The sequence below is a fragment of the Streptomyces sp. ITFR-6 genome, from assembly GCF_031844725.1.
Classification (GTDB): domain Bacteria; phylum Actinomycetota; class Actinomycetes; order Streptomycetales; family Streptomycetaceae; genus Streptomyces.
The window spans coordinates 3,094,608-3,120,861 of record NZ_CP134612.1; the positions used below are offsets into that span (position 1 = coordinate 3,094,608).

Below are 26,254 nucleotides of genomic sequence, written 5' to 3' on the forward strand. Positions count from 1 at the left end.
ATATATGTTTATGTACTTTTTGACCCAGTGCAGACCGGGCGGGGAAGCCTCATGACACAGAGCACGACCGGCACGGCCGCCGCCCAGCCGCTCCCCTCGCCCAAGGAGCGCCGCAGGCTGCGCGAGGCGAAGTCGCTGACCGAGGAGCAGGTCGCGGCGGCCGTGGGGGTCACCAGGGCCACGGTCCGGTCCTGGGAGACGGGCCGCACCAGTCCACGCGGGCGCAAGCGCGAGGCGTACACCCGGCTCATCGGAACGGCGGACGCGACGTCCGCGTCCACGTCCACGTCCACGTCCACACCCCCGGCGCCCCCTCCGCTCCCCGTCGAACCCCCCGTCGAGATGTCCGTCGAGCCATCCGTCGAGCAGCCAGCCGAATCCCTTGAGAAGGCGCCCGCCGAATCCCCCGCCGAGGCGCCCACGTCGCCCCACACCGCCTCCCCCGCCGAGGCGTTCGACGCGCTGTACCGGCACACGGCCGCCGCGCTGTTCCGCCAGACCTATCTGCTGACCGGTCGCCGCAACCTGTCCCGCGAGGCCGTCGGCAAGGCCTTCGACCTCGCCTGGCAGCGCTGGCCGGAGGTCGCCGTGGACCGCGACCCGGTGGGCTGGGTACGGGCGGCCGCCTACGAGCACGCGATGTCGCCGTGGCGCCGGGCGCGTCCAGAACACCGCCGCGCCGATCCGCCGCCCGAGGCGCCCGGCCCCCGCGCACTGCTCGACGCGCTGCTGTCCCTGCCGCCCGCGTACCGCCGCACGCTGCTGCTGCACGACGGTGTCGGGCTCGGGCTGCCCGAGACGGCGGCGGAGACGGAGGCGAGCACTCCGGCGGCGGCGGGGCGGCTGATGACCGCGCGGGCGGCCGTCGCGGAGAAGCTGCCCGAGCTCGCGACGGCGACGGCACCGGCCGAGCAGGCGGCGCTGCTGCACGAACACCTGGGCGCGCTCGCCCGCGCCCAGCCCGCGACCTCGCTGCCGGTCCCTGAGCTGATCCGGACGGGCAGCGAGCGCAAGGCGCAGCTCTGGACGCGGGCGGCCATCGCGTTCACCGTGCTGCTGATCGGCCTGACCCTGATCACCCTGGCCACCGCCCCGAGGAAGTACGAAACGCCCCAGTCGCCCGCGCAGAAGGTCGGCGGGGTGCCGGCGCTGGGCGGACCGCAGAAGCTCACGCCGCAGGACAAGAAGCTCCAGAAGAAGCTCGGCGGCGAGCTGGTGCACGGCCCGGCCCGGCTGGTCCCCCGGGTGGGCTGAGCCCTGGGCCGTACGCGAGGGACGCGGCCGTACACGAAAGACGCGGGCCCGTACCCCGGCCGGGGGTACGGGCCCGCGTCTGTGCGTTCGGTGACGCGATCCTGCGGTGCTGCTCCGACGCGGTGAGGCGTCAGGCGCCGAGGATCTCGCGCGCCAGCTTGGCGGTCTCGGTCGGCGTCTTGCCGACCTTGACGCCGGCGGCCTCAAGGGCCTCCTTCTTCGCCTGCGCGGTGCCGGAGGAGCCGGAGACGATGGCGCCGGCGTGGCCCATGGTCTTGCCCTCAGGGGCGGTGAAGCCCGCGACGTAACCGACGACCGGCTTGGTGACGCTCGAAGCGATGAAGTCCGCCGCACGCTCCTCGGCGTCGCCGCCGATCTCGCCGATCATGACGATCAGGTCGGTCTCGGGGTCGGCCTCGAACGCCGCGAGGGCGTCGATGTGCGTCGTACCGATGACCGGGTCGCCACCGATGCCGACGGCGGACGAGAAGCCGATGTCACGGAGCTCGTACATCATCTGGTAGGTCAGCGTGCCCGACTTCGACACGAGACCGATGCGGCCGGGCTTGGTGATGTCGCCCGGGATGATGCCGGCGTTGGACTGGCCGGGGGTGATGAGACCCGGGCAGTTCGGACCGATGATCCGGGTCTTGTTGCCCTTGGCGTTGGCGTACGCCCAGAAGGCGGCCGAGTCGTGCACGGCGATGCCCTCGGTGATCACGACGGCGAGGGGGATCTCGGCGTCGATCGCCTCGACGACGGCGGCCTTCGAGAAGGCCGGCGGCACGAAGAGGACGGACACGTTCGCGCCGGTCTTCTCCATCGCTTCCTTGACGGAACCGAAGACGGGGACCTCGTTGCCGTCGAAGTCGACGGAGGTGCCGGCCTTGCGCGGGTTCACGCCGCCGACGATGTTGGTGCCGTCGGCGAGCATGAGCTTGGTGTGCTTCATGCCCGTCGCGCCGGTCATCCCCTGGACGATGACCTTGCTGTCCTTGGTGAGGAAGATAGCCATGGTGGTCTGAGTCCCTCTTCCTTACTTCGCAGCCGCGGCGAGCTCGGCGGCCTTGTCGGCCGCGCCGTCCATGGTGTCCACGCGCTGGACCAGCGGGTGGTTGGCGTCGGAGAGGATCTTGCGACCCAGCTCCGCGTTGTTGCCGTCGAGGCGCACGACGAGCGGCTTGGTGACCGCTTCGCCCTTCGTCTTGAGCAGTTCGAGCGCCTGGACGATGCCGTTGGCGACCTCGTCACAGGCGGTGATGCCACCGAAGACGTTGACGAACACGGACTTGACGTCCGGGTCGCCGAGGATGATCTCCAGGCCGTTCGCCATGACCTCTGCGGAGGCGCCGCCACCGATGTCGAGGAAGTTGGCGGGCTTCACGTTGCCGTGGTTCTCACCGGCGTACGCGACGACGTCCAGGGTCGACATGACCAGACCGGCACCGTTACCGATGATGCCGACCTCGCCGTCGAGCTTGACGTAGTTGAGGTTCTTGGCCTTGGCCGCAGCTTCGAGCGGGTTGGCTGCGGCCTTGTCCTCAAGCGCCTCGTGCTCCGGCTGGCGGAAGTCGGCGTTCTCGTCGAGCGAGACCTTTCCGTCCAGGGCCAGGATCCGGCCGTCCTTGGTCTTCACCAGCGGGTTGACCTCGACGAGGAGGGCGTCCTCCGCGACGAAGGTGTCCCACAGGGTCACCATGGCCTCGGCGACGCCCTCGGCCACCTCGGCCGGGAACTTCGCCTGGGCCACGATCTCGCGGGCCTTGACGATGTCGACACCGTCAACGGCGTTCACCGGGACCTTCGCAAGGGCCTCGGGGGTCTTCTCCGCGACCTCCTCGATGTCCATGCCGCCCTGCACGGAGGCCATGGCCAGGAAGGTGCGGTTGGTGCGGTCCAGGAGGTACGAGACGTAGTACTCCGCCTCGATCTCCGGGGACAGCTCGGCGATCATCACCTTGTGGACCGTGTGGCCCTTGATGTCCATGCCGAGGATGTCGGTCGCACGGGCGACCGCCTCGTCGGGGTCGGCTGCCAGCTTGACGCCACCGGCCTTGCCTCGGCCACCGACCTTCACCTGCGCCTTGACGACGGACTTGCCGCCCAGCCGCTCGGTCGCCTCGCGGGCTGCCTCAGGCGTGTCGATGACTTCACCGGCCAGCACCGGTACACCGTGCTTGGCGAAGAGGTCCCTCGCCTGGTACTCGAACAGGTCCACGCGCGTCCGTCCCTTATCAAATGGTCTCGCGGTTGGTTTTCTGCGTGGGCGTGCCGCGAGGGGCAACGTGACTGCTCTGTCACTAGGAAGGCGCACACGGTGACCGAATACGCGGCATGTCCATCTCGCAGGTTATCCCCGCGCCCCGCAGGACCCTAAATCGCAGATCCCCCCTGGGCGGTGATTACGGTCACAGACCGCCCTGGTGGCCGGGTCGCAGTGGACAAATCGGCCCGGGTACGGGGGTCGGGGGACGGCCCGCGCCGGTCCGGGGGCACCACCGTCACGCAGGGGCCTCCCCGTCCGGCACGGGCAGCGGCCGCTTCTCGATCGCGGCCGCCATCACCTCCGGGAAGAGGTCCGGCGTGCAGGCGAAGGCCGGAGCACCCAGCGCGGCGAGCGCCGTCGCGTGGTCACGGTCGTAGGCGGGCGCGCCCTCGTCGGAGAGGGCGAGCAGGGTGACGAACTGGACCCCGGACGCCTTCATCGCGGCGACCCGCTTCAGCATCTCGTCACGGATGCCGCCCTCGTACAGATCGCTGATGAGCACGACGACGGTGTCCGCCGGGCGGGTGATCCTGGACTGGCAGTAGGCGAGCGCCCGGTTGATGTCGGTGCCGCCGCCGAGCTGGGTGCCGAAGAGCACGTCCACCGGGTCGTCGAGCTGGTCGGTGAGATCGACGACGGCCGTGTCGAAGACGACGAGTCGGGTCCGCAGGGCGCGCATGGAGGCGAGCACGGCGCCGAACACCGAGGCGTACACGACGGAGGCCGCCATCGAACCGGACTGGTCTATGCAGAGGATGACGTCCTTGCGTACGGACCGCGCCGCGCGCCCGTAGCCGATGAGCCGCTCAGGCACGACCGTGCCCCTCCCGACCGCCCCCTCTTCTCCCTCCTCTCCGTCTTCTCCGGTCTCGCCGGGGAGGGTCAGATAGTTCTTGAGGTTGGCCCGGATGGTCCGGTTCCAGTCGATGTCGTGGTGGCGCGGCCGGCTGACCTTCGCCGAGCGGTCCAGCGCACCCGTGAGCGCGGTCCTGGTGCGGGTGGTGAGGCGGCTCTCCAGCTTCTCGACGACCTTGCGCACGACGGCTCGCGCGGTCTCCTTCGTCGTCTCCGGCATGACCTTGTTCAGCGAGAGCAGGGTGCCGACGAGATGGACGTCCGCCTCGACGGCCTCCAGCATCTCCGGTTCGAGCAGGAGCGCGGAGAGGCCCAGCCGGTCGATGGCGTCGCGCTGCATGACCTGGACGACGGAACTGGGGAAGTACGTACGGATGTCCCCGAGCCAGCGGGCCACGGAGGGCGCGGAGGCGCCGAGCCCGGCCGAGCGGCCGCTGCCGCCCCGGCCGCCGGGCTGTCTGCCGCCGCTCTCGTACAGCGCGGTCAGCGCGCCGTCCATCGCGGCGTCGCGTGCGGTCAGGGTGCGGCCGATGGTCTCCGCGCTGTCCGCGCCCAGCACCATGCGCCAGCGCCGCAGCCGTTCGGCGTCCGCCGCCTCGGTGTGCGTGTGCGGGTCCTTGGCCGTATGCGGGTCCTTGGCCGTATGCGGGTTCCTCTGCGTGTGCGTGTTTCTGGTCATCCCGTTGCCCCCAGCGGTTGTCCGTCGTTCTCGGTCGTCGCCGCTTCCCCGTCCAGGCCCAGCAGGAGGCGGAGCACCGGCAGCACCGCGTCCGCGCGTGGACCGTCCAGGACGGGGCCGAATCCGGGGGCCGTCGTCCCGTCAGGGGCCGCGCCCGCGACGGGCCCTCCCCCGGCGGCCGGGCCGCGCCGGACGAGCTCGCCCAGCGTGCGCCGGACGCCTGATTCGTACGCCGAGAACGTGCGGCGCAGCAGCGGCAGCACGTCGGTGAAGGTGTCCGGGGCGACTCCGGACAGCCAGGTGTCGACCAGGGCGAGCAGCCTCTCGTCGTGGACCAGGAGCATGCCGCCGCCGGCCGCCCCGCCGACGAAGCCCTCGATCCACGCGGCGGCCTCTGCGGGCGGCGTGCCGGTCGAGAGGGCCAGGCCCATCAGCCGGGCCGCGTCGTCCTGTTCGAGGTGTCCGTCGTCGAGCAGCAGGCGGGCGGCCCGGCCCCGGATCACGCCCGCGACCGTGTCCCGGGCGGCGAGCTTGTGCAGGACCGCTCTCCAGCGCTCGCGCAGCCCGTCGGCGTTCGCCGGTACGGCGCCGGCGAGCAGGCCGACCGCCGTGTGGACGCCGTCCACCTGGCGGCGCAGCGCGGCGGCCCCCTCGTCGTCGAGTCCGGTGCAGGCGGGGGGCAGCCCGACGCAGATCCGCTCCGCGAGCCCCGCCGCGACCTCCCCGAGCGCGGCGGTGTCCGTGGACCTGACGTCTCCGTAGCGCAGCGCTCGGGCCAGGGACGGCAGGGCGTCCGCGAGGTGGCCGACGTCCGTGTCGAGCGCGGCGCGGTCCGCGAGCATCCGCATGACGACGGGCAGCGCGTCGGGCAGTCCGGCCAGCAGGCACCGCTCCGCGAGCGCGGTGACATCGGCCAGGGCGGTGGCCGACAGGGCGGCCGACTCGGCGCGGGCGGTCGCGGCGGAGAGCACGGTGGTGCCCCAGATGCCCGCCTCCGCGACGCGTACGTACAGCTCCGGCTCCCAGCGCAGCCGCCAGCTCTCCCGGAAGGTGCCGGTGCTCCCCCGGCCCTCGGTGGGCTCGCCCCAGCCGACGCCGAGGATCCGCAGCCGGTGCAGCAGCCGGCTGCGCGCCGCGTCGGTGTCCTTGCGGAGGTCGAGCTCGATGTCCCGTTCGGACGCCTCCGGTTTGAGCCGCAGGGTGCGCTGCCTGCGGGTGAGGTCGCGCTGGAGCGGCACGGCGGGGGCGGTGTCCGGTACCTCTCCGAGGGTGGAGCCGACGACCAGCCGGTCCCGGACGAGGGCGAGCGGCATGTCGGAGCCCTCGCACATCACGGCCCGCACGGCGTCGGTCGCCTCGCTCAGTCCGGCGAGCGGGCGGCCGCGCATGGCGGCGAGGGTCCCGGCGAGCCGGACGGCCTCGATGACGTGGGCGGACGACACGAACCGGTCCTCGTCGCGCAGGAGTCCGGCGACTCTGGTCATCCACCGTTCGACCGGGCGGTCCGGGGACGCGAAGAGGTGGGCGTACCAGCCCGGTGAGTCGATCCCGGCCCCGTATCCGCTGTGCCGGGCGAGCCGCTGGTGGGTCCAGGGCACCCAGGTCAGCTCGGCCTTGACCTTGGGCAGCCCCTTGAGGAGGGCCCGGTCTGCCGCGAGCGTCGTCCTCGCTTCGAGCGCGGGTACGTGCCAGGCACCGCAGACCACGGCGACGTCGTCGTCGAACTCCTTGCGGGCCGTGCGCAGCTGGATCCGCATGTACGCCTCGCGGACCGCGTCCCTCGGGTGGCCGCCGTCCCCGTACACCTCGCGCAGGGCGGTCATCGCCTCGCCCAGCGCGGCGAAGGCCGCCAACGGGTCGCCGGGGCCGCCGTCGTGGGCGCGGTGTTCGACGACGTCCTCCCACCAGCGCTCGGGGTCGTCGTAGCCAGCGGTCCCGGCCAGCACCCCGATGGGGTCGACCGGGACGGGCGCGGGGACCGCCTCCCCCGCCCGGTCCGCCGGCCCCCGGCGCGCCTCCTCCTTCTCCCGCTCCTCCTCCTTCTCCGCCATGGCCAGCGAGTGCGCGGCCGGGAGGTCGATGAAGCGGACCGGGACGTCGTGCGCGAGGGCCCAGCGGATCGCGACCCATTCGGGCGAGAACCCGGCGAGCGGCCAGAAGGCGGCCCGGCCGGGATCGTCCACCGCGTGGGCGAGCAGCGCGACGGGCGGCCGCATCTGCTCGTCGATGGCGAGCGGCAGCAGCGCGTCACCCTCGGGCGGCCCCTCGATGAGCACCGCGCCGGGCCGGGCGGCCTCCAGCGCGGCGCCGACGGCGCGGGCCGAGCCGGGACCGTGGTGACGCACCCCCAGCAGCAGCGGCCCGCCGGGGCGGCGCGGGGTGCCTGGGCGCGGAGCGGCTGGGCGCGGGGTGCCGGTCACGCGGAGGCCTCACGGCAGGCGCGGTAGAAGTCCTTCCAGCCGTCCCGCTCACGCACCACCGTCTCCAGGTACTCCTGCCAGACCACCCGGTCGGCGGCCGGGTCCCGCACGACCGCGCCGAGGAGACCGGCCGCCACGTCACCCGCGCGCAGCACCCCGTCACCGAAGTGGGCGGCGAGCGCGAGACCGTTGGTGACTACGGAGATGGCCTCGGCCGTGGACAGCGTCCCCGAGGGCGACTTGATCCTGGTGCGGCCGTCGGTGGTGATCCCGTCGCGCAGCTCGCGGAAGACGGTGACCACGCGGCGGATCTCCGCGAGGCCGTCGGGGGCGGGCGGCAGGTCGAGCGCGCGGCCGACCTGCTCGACGCGCCGGGAGACGATCTCGACCTCCGCCTCCGGGGTGGCGGGCAGCGGCAGGACCACCGTGTTGAACCGGCGGCGCAGCGCGCTGGACAGCTCGTTGACCCCCCGGTCGCGGTCGTTGGCGGTGGCGATGACGTTGAACCCGCGGACCGCCTGGACCTCCTGGCCCAGCTCGGGCAGCGGCAGGGTCTTCTCGGACAGGATGGTGATCAGTGAGTCCTGGACATCGGCGGGCATCCGGGTGAGCTCCTCGATCCGCGCGGTCATGCCCTCGGACATGGCGCGCATCAGCGGGCTCGGCACCAGCGCGTCGCGGCTGGGGCCGTGGGCGAGGAGCTGTGCGTAGTTCCACCCGTAGCGGACGGCTTCCTCCGGGGTGCCCGCCGTGCCCTGGACCAGGAGGGTCGAGTCTCCGCTGACGGCGGCCGCGAGGTGCTCGGACACCCAGGTCTTGGCGGTGCCGGGCACCCCGAGCAGGAGCAGCGCCCGGTCCGTGGCGAGGGTGCTGACGGCGACCTCGACGAGACGGCGCGGACCCACGTACTTGGGTGTGATCACCGTGCCGTCGGGCAGCGCGCCGCCCAGCAGGTACGTGGCGACGGCCCAGGGCGACAGCCGCCAACGGGCGGGACGCGGGCGGTCGTCGGCTGCGGCGAGCGCCTTCAGCTCCTCGGCGAAGGCGTCCTCCGCGTGCGGGCGCAGCGCCTCCGCGCCCACGGCTGCGGTGGTTTCTGACACGGTCATGGATCCCCCTCCAGATCGGTCGTCCCGATGTGCTTCCCACCGTGCACCATGGCACTGACAATCAACGTTCCCGCAGGTCACAGCAGTTGTCAGTGGTGCGGCCTACCGTCTTATCCATGCTGCTGACTGACGGGGGAGAACCCTTGGGCACCGCTGCTCCGGCGGTGCGCTGGACGGTGGAGCAGGTCCTGGCCCTGGCTCCTGACGACGCTTCACGCAAGGCGGGGAACAAGCTCGGTGCGGCCGGTCCGTGGTCGGAGACCGGCCGGGAGGAGCAGGGGGCGGTGTGGGGGCTGTGCAGAGGGAGCGGGAGCACGCCGTACCGGACGGTGGTCGACACCACAGGGCCCGCGTACAAGTGCAGTTGCCCCAGCCGGAAGTGCCCGTGCAAGCACGCGCTGGGCCTGTTGCTGCTCCGGGCGTCCGACGAGGCGGCCCTGCCCTCGGCCGTTCCGCCGGACTGGGCCGGTGAGTGGCTGGCGGGACGGCGCCGCAGAGCGGAGGCCTCGGCGGTGCGGGAGGAGCCGGACGGCGGTGCGGGCGCTGTCGCCGGGCCCGCCGATCCGGCCGCCGCCCGGCGCCGGGCCGAGCGCAGGGCCGAGCGGATCGGCGGCGGCGTCCAGGAGCTGGAACGGCGCCTGACCGACCTGGTGCGCGGCGGCCTTGCGGCGGCCGAGCAGTCCGGGTACGGGCTGTGGGAGGAGACGGCGGCCCGCATGGTCGACGCCCAGGCGCCCGGTCTCGCCGGCCGGGTGAGGGAGTTGGGGGCGATACCGGCGTCCGGGCCGGGCTGGCCGGTGCGGCTGCTGGAGGAGTGCGCGCTGCTTCATCTGCTGGACACGGGCTGGCAGGGCATCGAGCGGCTGCCGCCGCCATTGGCTGCCACGGTCCGTACCCGGGTCGGGCTGCCGGCCGCCGCCGGGGATGCGCCGGTCCGTGACCACTGGCTGGTGCTCGCCCAGTACGACACCCCGGAGGGCAAGATCGTCGCCCGTCGCATCTGGCTGTACGGGCGGGAGTCGGGCCGTACCGCGCTGCTGCTGTCCTTCGGGGCTCCCGGCCGTTCTCCCGGCCAGGCCCTGCCGGTGGGTGTCACGCTGGACGCGGAGCTGACCCCGCATCGGGGCGCGGGACAGCTACGGGCCGAGCTGGGGCCGCAGTTCGGCTCTACGGTGCCGGCCGCCGCCCCGCCGCCGGGTGTCACGGTCACCGGGGCGATCGCCGCGTACGGGCGGGCCCTGGGCGACGATCCCTGGCTGGACTCCTGGCCGGTGACCCTGCGCGACGTCATACCCGTGCCGTCCCGGGACGGCTGGCAACTGGCGGACGCGGAAGGGGATTCGGCCCTGCCCGTCGCCCCGGCCGCGCTGTCCCGGCCGGCGCTGTGGAAGCTCGTCGCGCTGTCCGGCGGCGGACCGCTCACCGTCTTCGGGGAGTGCGGCCACCGCGGCTTCAACCCGCTCGCGGCCTGGGCGCCCATGGACGCGCAGTCGGCCACGGACGCGCAGTCGGCCGACGCCGGGACGGTTCCGCTCATCTGACTCCGGCGGACCCCGGCGAACTCCGTTGATTCTTGCGACTATGCGACTACTGGTGGAGGAACGATGACCCGTACCAGCCCACCCAGCCCACCCAGCCCACCCAGCACGCCCACCACACTCACCGCACCCACCACACCCGCCGCCGCCCCGTGGGACGAGCTGGCCACCTCGGCGCTGCTCGGCACGGACCGCCGCCGGCCACCGGGGGTGCCGGGCGGCGCCGGTCCGGACGGCGCGGCGGTCGCGCTGCTGGACGCGGCCGCCCTGCACACCGTGCGGCGCCGGGCCGGACTGCTGCCCGCACCTGCCGCGCCCCGGCCCGGTCCGGCGCCCGCCGACCCCCGCCCTGCCCTGCCGGGGCCCGCCCGGAGCCGGCTGGAACGGCTGCTCGCGGACCGGGCGGCCCCGAGCGGCTCCGCCGGCCGACGCGGCACCGCTCCCGATCTGACGGAGCTGATCCCGCAGTGGCTGGCCACCGCCAATCTGCACGGATACCGGGCACCGGACGCGACGCTGCCCGCCCTGCTGGACGCGGCCCGCGCGCGGACCGACCTGCGGCCGCAGGCCCTGGCGTTCGCCGGACCGCGCGGGCTCTGGCTGGCCGGGCTGAACCCCGAGTGGAAGTTCGCGCTGCGCGGTGCGTCCGGCACCGCGCTGCTGCCGGACGTGACCGACCGGGAGGCGGTCCACCGGCTGTGGGAGGAGGGCCTGTTCGCGGAACGGGTCGCGCTGCTCTCCGCGGTACGGGCGCATCAGGCGGACGCCGCTCTCGCCCTGCTCGCCACCACGTGGGCCACCGAGCGGGCCGAGGACCGGCTGATGTTCGTCGACTCGCTGCGCACCGGGCTCTCCGGCGCCGACGAGCCCTTCCTGGAGCAGGCCCTGACCGACCGCAGCCGCAATGTGCGGGCGACGGCCGCCGAGTTGCTCTCCGCGCTGCCCGGCTCCGCGCTCGCCCGCCGGATGGCGGACCGCGCCCTGTCCTGCGTGAGCCCCGGCATCACCGGTACCGGCCCTTCCGTCGCCGTGGAGGCCCCGCACGAGTGCGACGCGGCGATGCAGCGCGACGGCATGGTGGCGCTCCCGCCGTCGGGGCGGGGCGAACGGTCGTGGTGGCTCGGCCAGTTGGTGGAGTCGTCGCCGCTCTCGATCTGGCCGACCCGGTTCGGCGGCCGCGAGGCGCGGGAGATCGTCGCGCTGCCCGTGGCCGACGGCTGGAGCGAGGAGCTGCACGCGGCCTGGTGCCGGGCCGCCGTCCGGCAGCGGGACCCGGAGTGGGCGCGGGCACTGCTCGGCGCCCCCTCGACACCTCCGTCGAACGGTCCGGGCACGGCCTCGCTCGCCGAGCGGTCGAAGCTCCTGATCGTGCTGCCCGCCGCCGAACGGGCCGCCTGGGTCGCTGAGTTCATCGCCGCGCACGGACTGTCGGAGGCGTTCCAGCTGCTGGGGGTCTGCCCGACCCCCTGGGCGGAGCCGCTCGGCCGCTCCGTCGTCGACGCCCTCGACATCGCCCGGGACGCCGGCAGCTACCCGTGGAGCTTCAGCGGAGTGATGGGGCTCGCGGAGCGCTGCCTGAATCCGGCGGAGGCCGACCGCCTGGAGGTCCTCACCACGACCCCGGACGAAGCGGCGGACGCCTCCCCCGGCGCGAACGGCTACTGGTCGGAGGCGTTCCAGCGGCTGGTCTCCACCCTGCGGCTCCGCGCGGCGATGGACGCGGAGCTGACACCGGGCGGGATCAGGCCTCCGCCGGCTGACGGACGTTCGCGTTGACCCAGGAGACGATCTCGACCGTCGTCGCACCCGGGGTGAAGATCTCCGCGACCCCCTGCTCCTTGAGCGGTGCGATGTCCGCCTCCGGGATGATGCCGCCGCCGAAGACCTTGATGTCCTCGGCCTCGCGCTCCTTGAGCAGCGCGATGACCTTCGCGAAGAGCGTGTTGTGCGCTCCGGAGAGGATCGAGAGCCCGATCGCGTCGGCGTCCTCCTGGATCGCGGTGTCGACGATCTGCTCGGGAGTCTGGTGGAGCCCCGTGTAGATGACCTCCATACCGGCGTCGCGCAGTGCCCGCGCGATCACCTTGGCCCCTCGGTCATGGCCGTCGAGGCCCGGTTTGGCCACCACCACTCGGATCGGACCGGTCACACCCATCACTGCCTCCACACGCGTCTCCCGCCCCCGAAAGGCCGGGGATGTGAACGAACGTTATCCACAGCATCCCGCAAGCCGCTGTTTCGCGGTGGGCGGGGAGGGGGAAATCACACGTGGGACATGTTCACCGGGCGCCGTTTCCCGCAGCACGCGGCACACCTGCCGTGCGGGACCGGCCGTCGGGGGAGCCGCACGAGGTCGTCGTACCACCGTGCCGTCAGCCGCACGGCACGGTGGTACGGCTCACCGACCGCCCACCGGCCGGTCACCGAAGGTGATCCGGAAGGCACGGCGGGCGGCGGGTCCCGGACGGTGAACCGCCGTCCGGACGTCCGACACGGCGCCCCACGAGGGCATACGGGGCGGGAGCCGCCGCGCCCCGGGTGCCGGAAGCAGGAGGTCGGTCAATGAAGACCCCGCCTTTTCTTCCCCTACTGCCGCGCCGGACGGGCCCGCGCAACGCCTGGCTGTCGTCCGCGCTGCTGAGAGCGACCGCGCTGGAACTCCTGGTGCTCGCCGGACACGCGCTGATCTACCCCACCGGCATCACCGGCGAGCGGCGCAGCCCGCCACGCCCGGCCGCCGAACCGGTCCCCGCGTCTCCCGGGACCACGACCCTGCCCGGTACGCACGCCGGGAGCAGCGGGAGCACCCGGCACATCGGGCACCCAGACCGGCCGCCCGTCGTGCTCCTGCACGGTTTCATCGACAACCGCTCCGTCTTCGTGCTGCTGCGCCGCTCGCTGGCCCGGCACGGCTGGCGCCATCTGGAGTCGCTCAACTACTCCCCGCTGACCTGCGACATCCGCACCGCCGCCGAGCTCCTCGGCCGCCACGTCGAGGAGATCTGCGCCCGCACCGGACACCGCGAGATCGACATCGTCGGGCACAGCCTGGGCGGACTGATAGCGCGCTACTACGTACAGCGACTCGGCGGTGACCAGCGGGTCCGCACCCTGGTCACGCTCGGCACGCCGCACGCCGGCACCGCTGTCGCTCCGCTGGCCAGCGCCCTGCCGATCGTGCGCCAGATGCGCGGCGGATCGGCGCCGATCGAGGAGCTCCGGCTTCCGGCGCCCGGGTGCCGCACCCGGTTCATCAGCTTCTGGAGCGAGCTGGACCAGGTCATCGTCCCTGCCGAGGCGGCCTGTATCGACCATCCCGACCTCGACGCGACCAACGTCCGCGTCAGCGGGATCGGCCATCTCGCGCTGCCCGTGCACCCGGCCGTGGCCGCCGGGGTCCGCCAGGCACTCGACGCACAGGAGCCCGGAAATAGAACGGGTGTCGAACATAGAGCCAAGGCTGTGTGAGCGGTCCGTCGAAAGACAGCCGATTGCCCGATTCCTGATCGCCCGCGAGCCGTGGAAGATTGTCGGCGTCGCGTACCGCCGGGTACAGTCGCGGCCACTGGTTTCCCCCGAGGTCCCCCACGGGCCCCGGGACCCAAGGTCCTGCTGCCGAGGCGAGAGAGAAGTTGGTGAACGACCAGCACCCCCACGCCGGGTATGTCGGATACGACAGCCACTCCACGAGCGGTTTCGACGACGACCCGCTCTTCGGCTCCCTCCCCAGCGGTTACGACGGCCCGTACGACACCACAGCCGGTTACGCCGTCCCGTACGACACCGGCCAGGCCGGTCACAGCGGCCAGTACGACACCACCCAGTGGGACACCGGCGCACACCGCACCGCCGCGTACGACCACGCCGCCGACTACGCGGCCTACACCCCCCACTTCCAGCAGCACCTCCAGTACGAAGCGGCCCCGCAGTACGACGCGGCCCCGCAGCAGTACGGCACCACCGGCACCTGGGCAACGGCAGAGGCCCACGCGAACATCCCGGCACAGGGCGGCGCCCCCGACTCCTCGGGCCAGCGGGACACCTCCGGCTGGTACGCGAACGGCCAGTGGTCAACCACCGACACGGCGGGATACGACTCCGGCGCGTACGACGCCACCGCCTGGAACACCGGCGCCACGCCCGAGCACGCACAGCAGCCTCCGCAGAATCTGACGGCATCGCACGAGCCCGAACAGACACGGCAGCATCCGTACGAGACGCACGAACCGTACGAGACGCCGGAACCGTACGAGACGTACGAGCCCGTGCCGGCAACTGCCGAGACCTCCGGGTTCAGCCTCCCCGAGGCGGACCCGGAGCCGGAGGCCCACCACCCCGTAGGCCGTCAGGTCTCCCGCGGCGGCAGCCGCAGCCGCAGGCGTTCGCCCGCCAAGCGCTCCGCCCTCCTCACCATCGCCGTCCCCTCCGCCTGCGTGATGAGCGTGGCCGGTATCGCCGCCGCTTCCGTGGGCGGCATGGGTGGCGGCGAGGAGAAGAAGGACGACACCACGACGATGGCGGCCGCGGACCCCGGCACGGTCAAGCCGGTAGCCGCGAACAACAAGCTGGACACCCAGCTCGCCAACCTCAGCGCCGACGCGGAGAACTTCGCCGGTCGCGCCAGCCGCACCCAGGAGCGCATCGACCTCAAGGAGCGGCAGGCCGCCGAGAAGAAGAAGCGCGAGGAGGAGGCCGCCCGCAAGGAGGCCCTGCGCCCCAAGTACGTCATGCCGGTCAAGGAGCACGGGCTCAGCGCGTACTTCGGCCAGGCGGGCGTCAACTGGATGTCCGTGCACACGGGCATCGACTTCCCCGTCCAGTACGGGACCCCGGTGATGGCGGCGACCGACGGCACCGTCCGTACGCAGTACAACACCGCCTACGGGAACATGGCCATCGTGACCATGGCCGACGGCACCGAGACCTGGTACTGCCACCTCAGCAGCACCCGGATCCGCTCCGGTCCGGTCAAGGCCGGTGACGTCATCGCGTACTCCGGCAACTCCGGGAACTCGACGGGCCCGCACATGCACTTCGAGGTGCGGCCCGGCGGCGGCGCGGCCGTCGACCCGCTGCCCTGGCTCCGCAGCCACAACATCGACCCGACCTGATCCGGCCTTCCTCCCGAGGGAACCGAGCCGGGCCGGTACGCCCCGCTACAGCTTCTGGACCGGGGCGTACCGCAGCAGCAGCTTCTTCGGCCGCTCGTCCCCGAAGTCGACCGTGGCCTTCGCCTGGTCACCGACGCCGTCGACCGCCGTCACCGTGCCCAGACCGAACTGGTCGTGCGTGACCCGGTCACCGACCGCCAGTGTGATCGTCGGCTTGTCCGACGTGCGCCGGGTCGCGAAGCCCGAGGGACCGGAGCGCGAACGGGACGCGGACAGCGATGAGGTGATGCCCGACGTCGGTCCCGCCGGAGCCGCCATCGGGCCCTTGCGCTTCCACTCCAGGTGCTGCTCCGGGATCTCCTCCAGGAACCGCGACGGCGGGTTGTACGAGGGCTGGCCCCATGCGCTGCGCATCGACGCCCGGGTCAGATAGAGCCGCTCGCGGGCGCGGGTGATGCCGACATAGGCGAGCCGGCGCTCCTCCTCCAGCTCCTTGACCTGGCCCAGCGCGCGCATGTGCGGGAAGACACCGTCCTCCATGCCGGTCAGGAAGACCACCGGGAATTCGAGGCCCTTCGCCGTGTGCAGGGTCATCAGCGTGACGACTCCGGAGCCGTCGGTGTCCTCGTCGGGGATCTGGTCGGAGTCCGCGACGAGCGCGACCCGCTCCAGGAACTCGGCGAGCGTTCCCGCACCCTCCTCCTCGCCCCGGTCCTGCTCGAATTCGAGCGCCACGGAGGCGAGCTCCTGGAGGTTCTCGATCCGGGTCTCGTCCTGCGGGTCGGTGGAGGCCTGGAGCTCGGCCAGGTAGCCGGTCCGCTCCATGACGGCCTCCAGCACCACGGCCGGGCCCGCGCCCGACTCGACGATCGTGCGCAGCTCCTCCATCAGCGTGTTGAACCGCTTGACGGCGTTGGCGGAACGGGCGGCCATGCCGTACGCCTCGTCGACGCGGCGCAGCGCCTGCGGGAAGGTGATCTTCTCCCGCATCGAGAGGGCGTCGATCATCGCCTCCGCCCGGTCCCCGATGCCGCGCTTGGGCACGTTCAGGATGCGGCGCAGCGGGACGGTGTCCTCCGGGTTGGACAGCACCCGGAGGTAGGCCAGGACGTCCCTGACCTCCTTGCGCTCGTAGAAGCGCACTCCGCCGACGACCTTGTAGGGCAGGCCGACCCGGATGAAGATCTCCTCGAAGACACGGGACTGCGCGTTCGTCCGGTAGAAGATCGCGACGTCGCCCGCCTTGGCGTCGCCCGCATCGGTCAGCCGGTCGATCTCGTCCGCGACGAACTGCGCCTCGTCGTGCTCGGTGTCCGCGACGTAGCCGGTGATCCGGGTGCCGGAGCCGGCGTTGGTCCAGAGGTTCTTCGGGCGGCGGCTCTCGTTGCGCTCGATGACGGCGTTGGCGGCGGACAGGATCGTCTGGGTGGAGCGGTAGTTCTGCTCCAGGAGGATCGTGGTCGCGTCCGGGTAGTCCTCCTCGAACTGGAGGATGTTGCGGATCGTGGCGCCCCGGAAGGCGTAGATCGACTGGTCGGCGTCACCGACGACGCACAGTTCGCCGGGGGCGTCGGCCGCGCCGGCCGGGCCGACCAGCTCCCGTACGAGCGTGTACTGGGCGTGGTTGGTGTCCTGGTACTCGTCGACCAGGACGTGCCGGAAGCGGCGGCGGTAGTGCTCCGCGACGTCGGGGAAGGCCTGGAGCAGGTGCACCGTCGTCATGATGATGTCGTCGAAGTCCAGCGCGTTGGCCTCGCGCAGCCGGGACTGGTACATCGCGTAGGCCTGGGCGAGGGTCTTCTCGAAGCCGTCCGTGGCCTGTCCGGCGAAGGTCTCCTCGTCGATCAGCTCGTTCTTCAGGTTCGACACCTTGGCCGTGAACGACTTCGGCGGGAAGCGCTTCGGGTCGAGGTCGAGATCGCGGCAGACCAGGGCCATCAGCCGCTTGGAGTCCGCCGCGTCGTAGATCGAGAACGAGGAGGTGAAGCCGAGCTTCTTCGACTCGCGGCGCAGGATCCGGACGCAGGCGCTGTGGAAGGTCATGACCCACATGGCGTTGGCGCGGGGGCCGACGAGCTGCTCGACGCGCTCCTTCATCTCGCCGGCGGCCTTGTTGGTGAAGGTGATCGCCAGGATCTGGCCGGGGTGCACCCCGCGCTCGGCCAGCAGGTGGGCGATGCGGTGCGTCAGCACCCGGGTCTTGCCCGAACCGGCCCCGGCGACGATGAGCAGCGGGGAGCCCGCGTACACGACGGCGGCACGCTGCTCGGTGTTCAGCCCGTCGAGCAGCGCGGCGGCGTCGATGACCGGGCGGTGGGCCCCGTCGCGGTAGTACGCGTCGCGGGGCGGCGGGGGCCCGTCGAACACGCCTCCGAAGAGGTCCTCCGGCACCGCTTCGGGTGCGGAGTCCTCGGGGGGCGGCGGGGGCCCGTCCTCCGCGTGCTGGAGGCCGGCCAGGAAACTGTCGTCAAAGAGGCTGCTCATCGCTGTCCGAGTCTAGGCGGCCCTACTGACACCCCGGGCCCGCATGGCAGAACCCGTACCTCCGGAGCCACACACGGCGATGTCCGGAGCACCCTGCGTAGGGAAAGGGCGGGCCGCGCCCGGCCGTGCGGCGCGGGTTCCGCAAGGTCACGAAAATGTATCGGGCATATCGAACATCAACCTTCACAGCGACACCATGAGTTGGCTAGCGTGCTCGTTCGGACGGCCGTACCCCCAGAGGCGAACCACGCCGAGCGGGCGTCCACGCCGAATCCGGGCCGCCCGTACGGGGTCCGGAACCGGGGACCCACACGCAGCACCGGGGTGAATCGGTCCGCAACCCCCCACCAGGACCGTAGGGCAGCCTTCCGTTCCGCCCGAACCCGACAGCTAACCCGGTAGGCGGTCCACGGAAGGAAATGCCGGTCTTGGCATCGCATCGGAAACCGCGCCTCCGGGTGCGCAGCACCACCCCCGCCATCGGGTTCACGACGGCGGCTCTGGCCTCCGTGACCCTGCTGTCCACGCAGAGCGCGCTGGCGGCCCCGGCCCCGAAGCCCAGCATCGAGGACGTCCAGAAGAAGGTCGACGACCTCTACCGGCAGGCGGGCACCGCGACCCAGCACTACGACGAGGCGAAAGAGGCGTCCGCCGCGCAGCGCGCCAAGGTGGACGGGCTGCTGGACGACATCGCCAAGCGCGCCGACAAGCTGAACGACGCCCGCCGCACGCTCGGGAACTACGCGGCCGCCCAGTACCGCGACGGCGCGCTCGCGCCGACCGCCACCTTCTTCCTGGCCAACGACCCGCAGTCGTTCTTCGACCAGACCCACCTGATGAACCGGATGGCCGCCAACCAGCAGCAGGCCGTCACGGACTTCCGTACGAAGCAGGCGGAGGCGTCGAAGAAGCGGGCGGAGGCGGTGACGAGCCTGGAGACGCTCACCGCGTCGCAGACCAAGCTGCGCACCAGCAAGCAGAACGTGCAGAACAAGCTGACCGAGGCGCGCACGCTGCTGTCGAAGCTGACCGCGCAGGAGAAGGCGCGGCTGGCCGAGCTGGAGGAGAAGAAGAAGGCCGAGGCCGCGCGCAAGGCCAAGGAGCTGGCGAAGAAGCAGGCGGCCGCCAAGGCGGAGGCCGACCGCAAGGCCAAGGAGGCCGGCGGCAGCGGCACGGGCTCCGGTACGGGCACGGGTTCGGACACCGGTTCCGGCACCGGTTCCGGCACGGGCACCGGTTCCGGTTCGGACAGCAGCGCGACGACGAAGGCCGAGAAGGTCCTCGCGTTCGCCAGGGCCCAGATCGGCAAGCCGTACGTCTGGGGGGCGACCGGCCCGTCCTCGTACGACTGCTCGGGGCTGACCCAGGCGGCCTGGAAGGCCGCGGGCGTCACCATTCCCCGGACCACCTGGGACCAGGTGAACGTCGGCACCCGGATCGCCACGGAGGACCTTCAGCCCGGGGACCTGGTCTTCTTCTACAACGACATCAGCCACGTCGGGATCTACAAGGGCGACGGCATGATGATCCACGCGCCGAAGCCGGGGGCCAATGTGCGCGAGGAGTCGATCTACTACATGCCGATCTACGGGAGCGTGCGCCCCGGTTAGACCGTCGTCGCCGCGGCGGGCGCTCAGGTCCAGAGCGTGGCGATGAAGATGTTGACCACCGTCAGTCCGCCCACCGCCGCGAAGAGGCCCTTCTCGACCTTCTCCTCGTCCCGCTTGACGTAGACCAGCCCGAGGATGACGACGAGGATCAGCAGCTTGATGCCGATCTTGACGTTGTTCACGGGGTGGTCGTCGGCCTGGTCGAGCCCGACCAGGGCGATTCCGGTGACCAGCATGGTCAGCGCGCCGTGCAGCATCCCCGGTACGAACCGGGCCGTCCCCGCGCTCATCGCCTTCATCTGCGTGAGGAAACCTCCCAGCAGGGCGGCGATTCCGATGATGTGAAGAGCGACGAAGACATCGATGAGTACACGCATGGTTCCGCACCCTAGCCCTGCCCTTAGCAGGCCTCCGCAGTGAGGTGCTACTTACTGGCCGCTTGAATGATGAATGCACCAATTGCCTGGCTCTGGTGCAATTTTTCCTGTCATTCAGAAACAACGCACCGCCAAATTCGGGCAATAAGCGTCATTACGACTCTTCCCCGTGCCCCGGGTTTAGCGTCCCTACCAGGTGACCGGATCACCGCCGCTCCGCACCCGGACGGCGCCGCCCGGTCGCCCCGCCGAGAGATCCGGCGGCGGGCCGCTCCCCCTGTTGGTGACCCGCCGCCGGACCGGGCGGGTCCGCCGGTAGGCCCCGGCGGGCAGTCGACAGGAAGGACCACCGCCCTCGTGGCCGCGCACCGGAAACCAAAGCAGCGCCCGTACACCGGCTCTGCTGCCCGCACCGCAGCGACCCTCGCCCTCGCCGGGGCCGCGACCGCTGCCGCACTGCCGGGATCCGCGCACGCAGAGCCGACGCCCACCGCCGCCCAGGTCAAGGCCGAGGTGGACAGGCTGTACCGGGAGGCGGAGGTCGCCACCGAGCAGTACAACGGCGCGAAGGTGAAGGCGGCCGCCACCGCCAAGTCGATCGACGCGCTGCGCGACGAGGCCGCCCGCAGGACCGAGCGGCTCAACACCTCGCGCGAGGCGCTGGGCTCGTACGCCGCCGCGCAGTACCGCGCGGGCGGCCTCGATCCGTCCCTCCAGCTGGCCCTCTCCTCCGACCCCGACCAGTACCTCCAGCGCGCCTCCTACGTGGAGCGGGCCGCGTCCGGCCGGGCCGACGAGCTCCGCGCCGTGCGGCGCCAGGTGGCGGACGTGGCGCAGCTGCGCTCCGAGGCGGCGGGGCAGCTGGCCGAGCTCACCGCCCGCCAGGCCGACCTCCAGAAGCACAGGGCGACGGTCCGGGCCAAGCTGTCGGAGGCCCGCACACTGCTGGCCCGCCTCTCCCCCGCCCAGCGCGCCGCCTACGACGCCTCCGACGGCGGCGGCCGAGGCGCGGGCCACGCCGACCGCAGCGCCCCGCGCGGCTCGGCGCAGGCTCCGAACGCCCGCGCGGCGGCCGCCGTCGCCTTCGCGTACGGGGCCCTCGGCAAGCCGTACGTCTGGGGCGCCACCGGCCCCTCCTCGTTCGACTGCTCCGGCCTCACCCAGGCCGCCTGGCGCTCCGCAGGAGTCTCGCTGCCCCGGACCACGTACACCCAGATCAACGCCGGTCAGCGGGTCGGGAGGTCCGAACTCGCTCCGGGGGACCTGGTGTTCTTCTACTCGGGCGTCAGCCATGTCGGCCTCTACATCGGCAACGGCCGGATGATCCACGCCCCGCGCCCCGGAGCCCCGGTCCGCATCGCGCCGGTCGACGAAATGCCCTTCGCGGGAGCGACCCGGGTGGCATAGGCTCCCGTCCTTCCGACCCACCGGACAGAAGGACACCCGCACATGCCCGTGGACTTCGACGTCCAGACCCACGCCCGTACGCTCGCCCTCCGCTCCCCGGACCACTACCGGGTGGGCCCGTTCACGGTGCGCCACAATGTGAACTGGTCTCTGAAGTACGCCAACTACGCGATCCCGGACCAGGGAGCGGAACCGACACCCGGCGAACTAGACGCCCTGATAGCGGCGTTCCGGGAGCGGGACCGGATGCCGCGCCTGGAGTACCTGCCCGGCTGGGCGCCCTCGGTCGAACCCGCGCTGCTCGCCGCCGGGTTCACCGTCGAGAACCGGGCCCCGATCCTGGCCTGCGCCCCCGAGGGCCTGCTGCCGCCGAAGCCGGTGGACGGTCTGGTGACGGCAGAACCGGTCACGGCGGCGGAGTTCGACGCGGCCGCGCTCGTCCAGCACCTGGGGTACGGCGGGACCGGCGAGCCCGAGGGCGGCGAGGCGGAGTGGCTGCGCAACGCGGCGGCGTCGCCGCGCTCGCCACCCTCGACGGCATCCCGGCGGGCGCGGGCGGCTGCTCGGTGCCGGTCGACGGGCTCAGCGAGCTCGTCGGGCTCGCGGTATCGGCGGAGTCCCGCCGCCGGGGCATCGGCGCCGATCTCTCCGCCCGTCTCACGGCGACCGCGTTCGAGCGGGGCTGCCGGGTGGTGTGGCTGGAGCCGGGCGACGCCGATGTGGAACGGATCTACGCGTCCATCGGCTACCGCAGGGTCGGCGAGAAGCTGAACATCTCGCTCGATCCGGAACGGGAAGTCGCCTGAGCCGGACGGCAGGTCCGGCTCGGACCTGCCGTCCGGCTCAGACCAGCCGTCGGGCCGTCGCCCAGCGGGTCAGTTCGTGCCGGTTGGACAGCTGGAGCTTCCTGAGCACCGCCGAGACGTGCGACTCGACCGTCTTCACCGAGATGAACAGCTGCTTGGCGATCTCCTTGTACGCGTAGCCCCGGGCGATCAGCCGCAGCACCTCGCGCTCCCGCTGGGTCAGCCGGTCGAGGTCCTCGTCGACCGGCGGCGCGTCCGTCGAGGCGAAGGCGTCGAGCACGAAACCGGCCAGCCGGGGCGAGAACACCGCGTCGCCGTCCTGGACCCGGAAGACCGAGTCGACCAGGTCGGCGCCGGTGATGGTCTTGGTGACGTAGCCGCGGGCGCCGCCCCGGATGACCCCGATGACGTCCTCCGCGGCGTCCGAGACGGACAGCGCGAGGAAGCGCACCGGGTTCTCCACCGCGCCCATGAACGGGGCGCAGCGGCGCAGCACCTCGACGCCGCCGCCGCCCGGCAGGTGCACGTCCAGGAGGACGACCTCGGGGCGGGTCGCCGTGATGACGGTGACCGCCTGGTCGACGTCGGCGGCCTCGCCGACGACCTCGACGCCGGTCTCCTCGGTGCGGCCGATCTCGGCCTGTACGCCGGTGCGGAACATCCGGTGGTCGTCGACGAGCACGACTCGTACCCGGCGCTCCGGGTCCGCGTGGCCCCCGGTCGCCTCAGTGGTCCCGTTCATCGCTCGTCCTCTCCATCTCCAACTCGACTTCCGTGCCCCCGCCGGGCACCGAACGCAGCCGGGCGGTACCGCCGTTGCGCTGCATCCGGCCGATGATTGACTCCCGTACGCCCATTCTGTCCCCCGGTACGGAGTCCAGGTCGAATCCCGGTCCCCGGTCGCGTACCGAGACGAAGACCGTGCGGCCCTCGACCTCGGCGTAGACCTGTACGGCGCCGCCCTCGCCACCGTACTTGGCGGCGTTGACCATCGCCTCGCGCGCGGCCTGCATCTGTGCGGTCAGCTTCTCGTCGAGCGGGCAGTCGCCCACGACGACGACCTCCAGCGGGACGCCGTGCTTGTCCTCGACCTCCGCGGCGGCGCGTTTGACGGCCTCGGCCAGCGTCTCGGGTTCCTCGTCCTCGTCCTTGCCGGTGCCCTCGGGGTTGTACAGCCAGTTGCGCAGCTCGCGTTCCTGGGCGCGGGCCAGTCTGCGCACCTCGCCCGCGTCCTCCGCGTTGCGCTGGATCAGGGTGAGGGTGTGCAGGACGGAGTCGTGGACGTGGGCGGCCACCTCGGCGCGCTCCTGGGCCCTGATGCGCATCAGGCGTTCCTCCGAGAGGTCCTGGGTCATCCGGACGAGGTAGGGGCCGGCCAGCAGGGCGATGCCGGTGAGCACGGCGATGGCCGCGGTGAGGACGTTGCCGAGCTGGGCGGCGGAGCCGCGTACCACCATGAAGCCGGCGAGGCCGAGGCCGACCAGGGCGACTCCGGCGAGCCCGCGGGCCAGGTTCAGGACCCGGCGGCGGCTGCCGACCTCCATCCAGCGGGCCCTGCGGGCGTTGTCGGCCTGCCGCCAGACCAGGACGGAACCGGCGCCGATCAGCAGGGTGGGCCAGATGTAGCGGTCGGCCTTGCTGCCCATGTCGACGTTGCCGACGAAGATCACGGCGCCGATGAGGAGCGCGACCAGGGCGAATACCTGGCCCCGGTCGGGTTTGCGGAGCCGGCGTCTGCCGTCGGGGGCGGTCTCGAAGACGGACCGGGGGCTGTCCACGCCGCCGACGCCGAGCGGGACGACGATCCAGAACACGGCGTACAGGAGCGCGCCGAGGCCGTCCGCGAAGAACAGTCCGAGGAAGACGAACCGCACCCAGGCGACCGGCAGCCCGAGGTGTCCGGCGAGACCGCGTGCGACGCCGCCGAGCAGCCGTCCGTCGGCGCTGCGGTACAGCTTGCGCAGCGGTGGCTCCTCCGGGTCCGGATTGAGGGAGCTGGCGGCTCGGGTGGTGGCGGCTGGCATGACCCGATCGTCACACGTGTGTGCGGTCGATGGCATCAGGGTCGGCCCCCAATTCGACCCTGAGAGCCGGGGCGGGAAGGGGGCGGTGCGGGCGCGGGGGCCGGAACGGTCCCTTCAGGGTCGGGCGGGGACGATCTCAGGGTTCGTCCAGGGTCGCGGCGGGTGCCGGACGTGCCCGGCGCCCGTCACCATGGAGCCATGACCGTTCCCCAGGATGCGCCGCCCGGCGCCGTACCGTCCGCCGGGCCCGGCGGGCAGCTGCGGCGCAGCTCGCGGCAGAAAGTGGTGGCCGGGGTCTGCGGTGGCCTCGGCCGGTACTGCGACGTCGATCCGGTGATCTTCCGGATCGTGCTCGGGGTGCTCTCCGTGACCGGCGGTCTCGGGCTGATCTTCTACGGCTTCGCCTGGCTGCTGGTCCCGCTGGACGGCGAGGAGGAGAACGAGGCGCGCCGGCTGCTGTCGGGCCGGGTCGAGGGGGCGTCGCTGATCGCGGTGCTGTTCGCGCTGGTCGGCTGCGGGCTGTTCCTGTCGATGCTGGGCAACGGCGGCACGCTGGCGTTCTCCGCGATGCTGTCGCTCGCGGTGATCGGCTTCTCCGTGTGGACGCAGCACCGCAGGACGGGCGATCCGCAGGGCCCGCTGCACCCCGCGGCCGCGCAGGCGGTCTCGGACGCGCCGCCGGAGGTGAAGGCGCCGCCGCGCCCCGGCAGCCCGTCCTGGTGGCGGGATCCGATCATCAAGGACGGCACCACGGGCCCGGTGGGTCCCGGCTATCTGTGGGGGCCTGCGGACACCACGCTGGACGGCCGGGCGGCCGGGCCGCGCGGGGCGACGGCCAACGACCCGTTCCGGACGCCCAGGAAGTCGCGGCAGAACCCGGAGGCGACCTCGATCGCCGGGGCCGTCCTCCTGCTGGCGGTGCTGGCGGGAGTGGTGGGCGCGCGGGCGAACTGGGACTCCCAGCCGCTGGGGCTGAGCCTGCAGATCGGGCTGACCGCCGCGCTCGCGGTGTTCGGGGCCGGGATGCTGGTGAGCGCCTTCGTCGGGCGGACCGGCTTCGGCACGGTGCTGCTCTCGATGATCACCGCAGGGCTGCTGGCGGGGGCGTCCGCGCTCCCCGCCAACATCACCGCGCACTGGGTGCGCGAGGAGTGGCGCCCGGCCTCGGTCGCGGCGGTGCAGCCGCGCTACGAGGTGGGCTCCGGGGTGGCGGACCTGGATCTCACCCGGGTCTCCGTGCCGAAGGGCGACACGCTCAGGACCCGGGTGGAGGTCGGTGCGGGCCGGGTCGTCGTGCGCGTGCCGAAGGCGGTCACCGTGCGGCTGGACGCGCGGGCCGGTCTGGGTGACGTCACGCTGCCGGGCGAGCCGCGCGACGGCGGAGCACGGCAGGGCGACGTGGACATCAGGGTCTCGGAGAACGAGCACCGGACGCTGTTCCCCGAGCCGGGCGGCCCGCCCGCCGGCACCGTGGAACTCGATCTGGAAGTCGCCATCGGACAGGTGGAGGTCACCCGTGCTTCGTCATGAGATCCGGCCGGGACGGGCGGTGGCGGGCCTGGTGATGATGGGCCTGGCGGCCGGTTACGGGGCGGACGCCGCCGGTCTCTGGCACGTTCCGTGGGTGTTCTTCGTCGCGCTGTTCGCCGGCGGCCTCTGGATCGCCGTGCTGACCACCTGGGTCGCCTACCGGATCCGGCGCCGCCGCGGCGGCAGGATGCCGTCCACCGAGAACGACGTGGCCCCGCCGAGCAGCAGCGGCAGCCAGGCCATGAGATAGATCAGGTCGTTGCCGAGGTAGTACGGCTCGGTCTGCCAGCTGACGGTCAGCCACAGGCTCAGCGAGATCAGCGCACCGCCGAGCGCGGCGACCCTGGTCCACAGGCCGAGGAGGGTGCCGAGCCCGACGAGGAGTTCACCGATCGCGATGGCGTAGCCGAAGCCGGACGGGCTCTTCAGCGCGAGGTCGACGAGGGCCGGGATCGCGGCGGAGTCCCGTACCGCGTTCATCGTCTCGCCGATGGAGCCGGTGCCGGTGGTGTGGAAGAAGGCGCTGTCGGTCAGCTTGTCGAGCCCGGCGTAGACGAAGGTGGCCCCGAGGAAGATCCGCAGCGGCAGCAGGGCGTGCTCCCGTGCCAGCTCCCGCAGGCTCTTCGGCTCGCCCAGCCCGCGCCCGTTCATGCCGTAGTGCATTGGTGCCCCGCCTTCCGCGGCCCTGCGGCGGACCGCCCGGTCCCGCCCACAGGGCCATTCGACCCTCGCCGGACCGTTCGACCCGTCACCAGACCCTACGACCTTCCGGGTGGCCGGCTCC

20 protein-coding genes, 1 pseudogene and 1 riboswitch are annotated in these 26,254 nt (G+C 72.3%); of the genes and pseudogenes, 10 read left to right on the forward strand and 11 right to left on the reverse strand.

Annotation, left to right across the window (positions count from 1 at the left end):
- Positions 1 to 51: 51 nt before the first annotated feature.
- A complete protein-coding gene (locus RLT59_RS13765) occupies positions 52 to 1,254 on the forward strand; it encodes a helix-turn-helix domain-containing protein (RefSeq protein ID WP_311303681.1) in 1,203 nt (400 codons plus the stop codon).
- Positions 1,255 to 1,384: 130 nt separating this feature from the next.
- On the opposite strand, the gene sucD is transcribed toward RLT59_RS13765, so the two are convergent.
- From sucD to RLT59_RS13790, 5 genes are all read right to left on the reverse strand, one after another.
- A complete protein-coding gene (gene sucD, locus RLT59_RS13770) occupies positions 1,385 to 2,269 on the reverse strand; it encodes a succinate--CoA ligase subunit alpha (protein WP_311303682.1) in 885 nt (294 codons plus the stop codon).
- 21 nt (positions 2,270 to 2,290) lie between these two features.
- Complete coding sequence (gene sucC, locus RLT59_RS13775; RefSeq protein ID WP_311303683.1) at positions 2,291 to 3,472, reverse strand: ADP-forming succinate--CoA ligase subunit beta; 1,182 nt, start codon at positions 3,470 to 3,472, stop codon at positions 2,291 to 2,293.
- 283 nt (positions 3,473 to 3,755) lie between these two features.
- Positions 3,756 to 5,054, reverse strand: coding sequence for a VWA domain-containing protein (locus RLT59_RS13780; RefSeq protein ID WP_399125386.1), 1,299 nt, complete (start codon positions 5,052 to 5,054; stop codon positions 3,756 to 3,758).
- Complete coding sequence (locus RLT59_RS13785) at positions 5,051 to 7,474, reverse strand: DUF5682 family protein (protein WP_311303684.1); 2,424 nt, start codon at positions 7,472 to 7,474, stop codon at positions 5,051 to 5,053. Before RLT59_RS13785 ends, RLT59_RS13780 begins: the two co-directional genes overlap by 4 nt.
- A complete protein-coding gene (locus RLT59_RS13790) occupies positions 7,471 to 8,583 on the reverse strand; it encodes an ATP-binding protein (protein ID WP_311303685.1) in 1,113 nt (370 codons plus the stop codon). The genes RLT59_RS13785 and RLT59_RS13790 overlap by 4 nt, the downstream gene beginning before the upstream one ends.
- 116 nt (positions 8,584 to 8,699) lie before the next feature.
- Between RLT59_RS13790 and RLT59_RS13795 the strand changes: the two genes are divergently transcribed.
- Complete coding sequence (locus tag RLT59_RS13795) at positions 8,700 to 10,124, forward strand: SWIM zinc finger family protein (protein WP_311303686.1); 1,425 nt, start codon at positions 8,700 to 8,702, stop codon at positions 10,122 to 10,124.
- A 63-nt stretch (positions 10,125 to 10,187) separates the two neighbouring features.
- Positions 10,188 to 11,897, forward strand: coding sequence for a DUF5691 domain-containing protein (locus tag RLT59_RS13800; RefSeq protein ID WP_311303687.1), 1,710 nt, complete (start codon positions 10,188 to 10,190; stop codon positions 11,895 to 11,897).
- On the opposite strand, the gene RLT59_RS13805 is transcribed toward RLT59_RS13800, so the two are convergent.
- Positions 11,863 to 12,276 carry a coenzyme B12-dependent isobutyryl CoA mutase small subunit gene (locus RLT59_RS13805; RefSeq protein WP_311303688.1) on the reverse strand — a complete coding sequence of 138 codons (414 nt, stop codon included), beginning with the start codon at positions 12,274 to 12,276 and terminating at the stop codon, positions 11,863 to 11,865. The genes RLT59_RS13800 and RLT59_RS13805 overlap by 35 nt on opposite strands.
- A 407-nt stretch (positions 12,277 to 12,683) precedes the next feature.
- Here RLT59_RS13805 and RLT59_RS13810 point away from each other — a divergent pair, with 407 nt between their 5' ends.
- Both RLT59_RS13810 and RLT59_RS13815 read left to right on the forward strand, forming a co-directional pair.
- Positions 12,684 to 13,589 carry an esterase/lipase family protein gene (locus RLT59_RS13810; RefSeq protein ID WP_311303689.1) on the forward strand — a complete coding sequence of 302 codons (906 nt, stop codon included), beginning with the start codon at positions 12,684 to 12,686 and terminating at the stop codon, positions 13,587 to 13,589.
- Between the two features lie 167 nt (positions 13,590 to 13,756).
- Positions 13,757 to 15,232, forward strand: a complete 1,476-nt coding sequence (locus RLT59_RS13815) for a M23 family metallopeptidase (protein WP_311303690.1) — start codon at positions 13,757 to 13,759, stop codon at positions 15,230 to 15,232.
- Positions 15,233 to 15,277: 45 nt separating this feature from the next.
- On the opposite strand, the gene pcrA is transcribed toward RLT59_RS13815, so the two are convergent.
- A complete protein-coding gene (gene pcrA / locus RLT59_RS13820; protein WP_311303691.1) occupies positions 15,278 to 17,716 on the reverse strand; it encodes a DNA helicase PcrA in 2,439 nt (812 codons plus the stop codon).
- Between the two features lie 255 nt (positions 17,717 to 17,971).
- Positions 17,972 to 18,137: riboswitch (cyclic di-AMP (ydaO/yuaA leader) on the forward strand.
- On the opposite strand from pcrA, the gene RLT59_RS13825 reads away from it, so the two are divergent.
- Entirely contained in the window at positions 18,136 to 19,326 is a 1,191-nt protein-coding gene (locus RLT59_RS13825; protein ID WP_311303692.1) for a C40 family peptidase, read from the forward strand. (Overlaps the previous riboswitch by 2 nt.)
- 23 nt (positions 19,327 to 19,349) lie before the next feature.
- Here RLT59_RS13825 and RLT59_RS13830 read toward each other — a convergent pair whose 3' ends face one another.
- Positions 19,350 to 19,703, reverse strand: coding sequence for a hypothetical protein (locus RLT59_RS13830; RefSeq protein WP_311303693.1), 354 nt, complete (start codon positions 19,701 to 19,703; stop codon positions 19,350 to 19,352).
- 357 nt (positions 19,704 to 20,060) lie between these two features.
- Between RLT59_RS13830 and RLT59_RS13835 the strand changes: the two genes are divergently transcribed.
- Positions 20,061 to 21,110 (forward strand): C40 family peptidase, encoded by a 1,050-nt coding sequence (locus tag RLT59_RS13835; protein WP_311303694.1) that lies wholly within the window; start codon positions 20,061 to 20,063, stop codon positions 21,108 to 21,110.
- Positions 21,111 to 21,152: 42 nt separating this feature from the next.
- A pseudogene (locus RLT59_RS13840) lies at positions 21,153 to 21,916 on the forward strand (GNAT family N-acetyltransferase).
- Between the two features lie 37 nt (positions 21,917 to 21,953).
- On the opposite strand, the gene RLT59_RS13845 reads toward RLT59_RS13840, so the two are convergent.
- Together RLT59_RS13845 and RLT59_RS13850 are read right to left on the reverse strand one after the other, a co-directional pair.
- A complete protein-coding gene (locus RLT59_RS13845) occupies positions 21,954 to 22,658 on the reverse strand; it encodes a LuxR C-terminal-related transcriptional regulator (RefSeq protein WP_073732601.1) in 705 nt (234 codons plus the stop codon).
- Positions 22,642 to 23,940: a PspC domain-containing protein gene (locus tag RLT59_RS13850; RefSeq protein ID WP_311303695.1), complete on the reverse strand. Its 1,299-nt coding sequence runs from the start codon at positions 23,938 to 23,940 to the stop codon at positions 22,642 to 22,644. The genes RLT59_RS13845 and RLT59_RS13850 overlap by 17 nt, the downstream gene beginning before the upstream one ends.
- 198 nt (positions 23,941 to 24,138) lie before the next feature.
- Between RLT59_RS13850 and RLT59_RS13855 the strand changes: the two genes are divergently transcribed.
- The gene (locus RLT59_RS13855; protein WP_311303696.1) at positions 24,139 to 25,470 is read left to right on the forward strand and encodes a PspC domain-containing protein; all 1,332 of its coding nucleotides are present in this window, start codon (positions 24,139 to 24,141) and stop codon (positions 25,468 to 25,470) included.
- Positions 25,457 to 25,720 carry a hypothetical protein gene (locus RLT59_RS13860; protein ID WP_311303697.1) on the forward strand — a complete coding sequence of 88 codons (264 nt, stop codon included), beginning with the start codon at positions 25,457 to 25,459 and terminating at the stop codon, positions 25,718 to 25,720. The genes RLT59_RS13855 and RLT59_RS13860 overlap by 14 nt, the downstream gene beginning before the upstream one ends.
- Here RLT59_RS13860 and RLT59_RS13865 read toward each other — a convergent pair.
- Positions 25,627 to 26,133 (reverse strand): DoxX family membrane protein, encoded by a 507-nt coding sequence (locus RLT59_RS13865; protein WP_311303698.1) that lies wholly within the window; start codon positions 26,131 to 26,133, stop codon positions 25,627 to 25,629. The two genes, RLT59_RS13860 and RLT59_RS13865, sit on opposite strands and share 94 nt — an antisense overlap.
- Between the last annotated feature and the right edge of the window lie 121 nt (positions 26,134 to 26,254).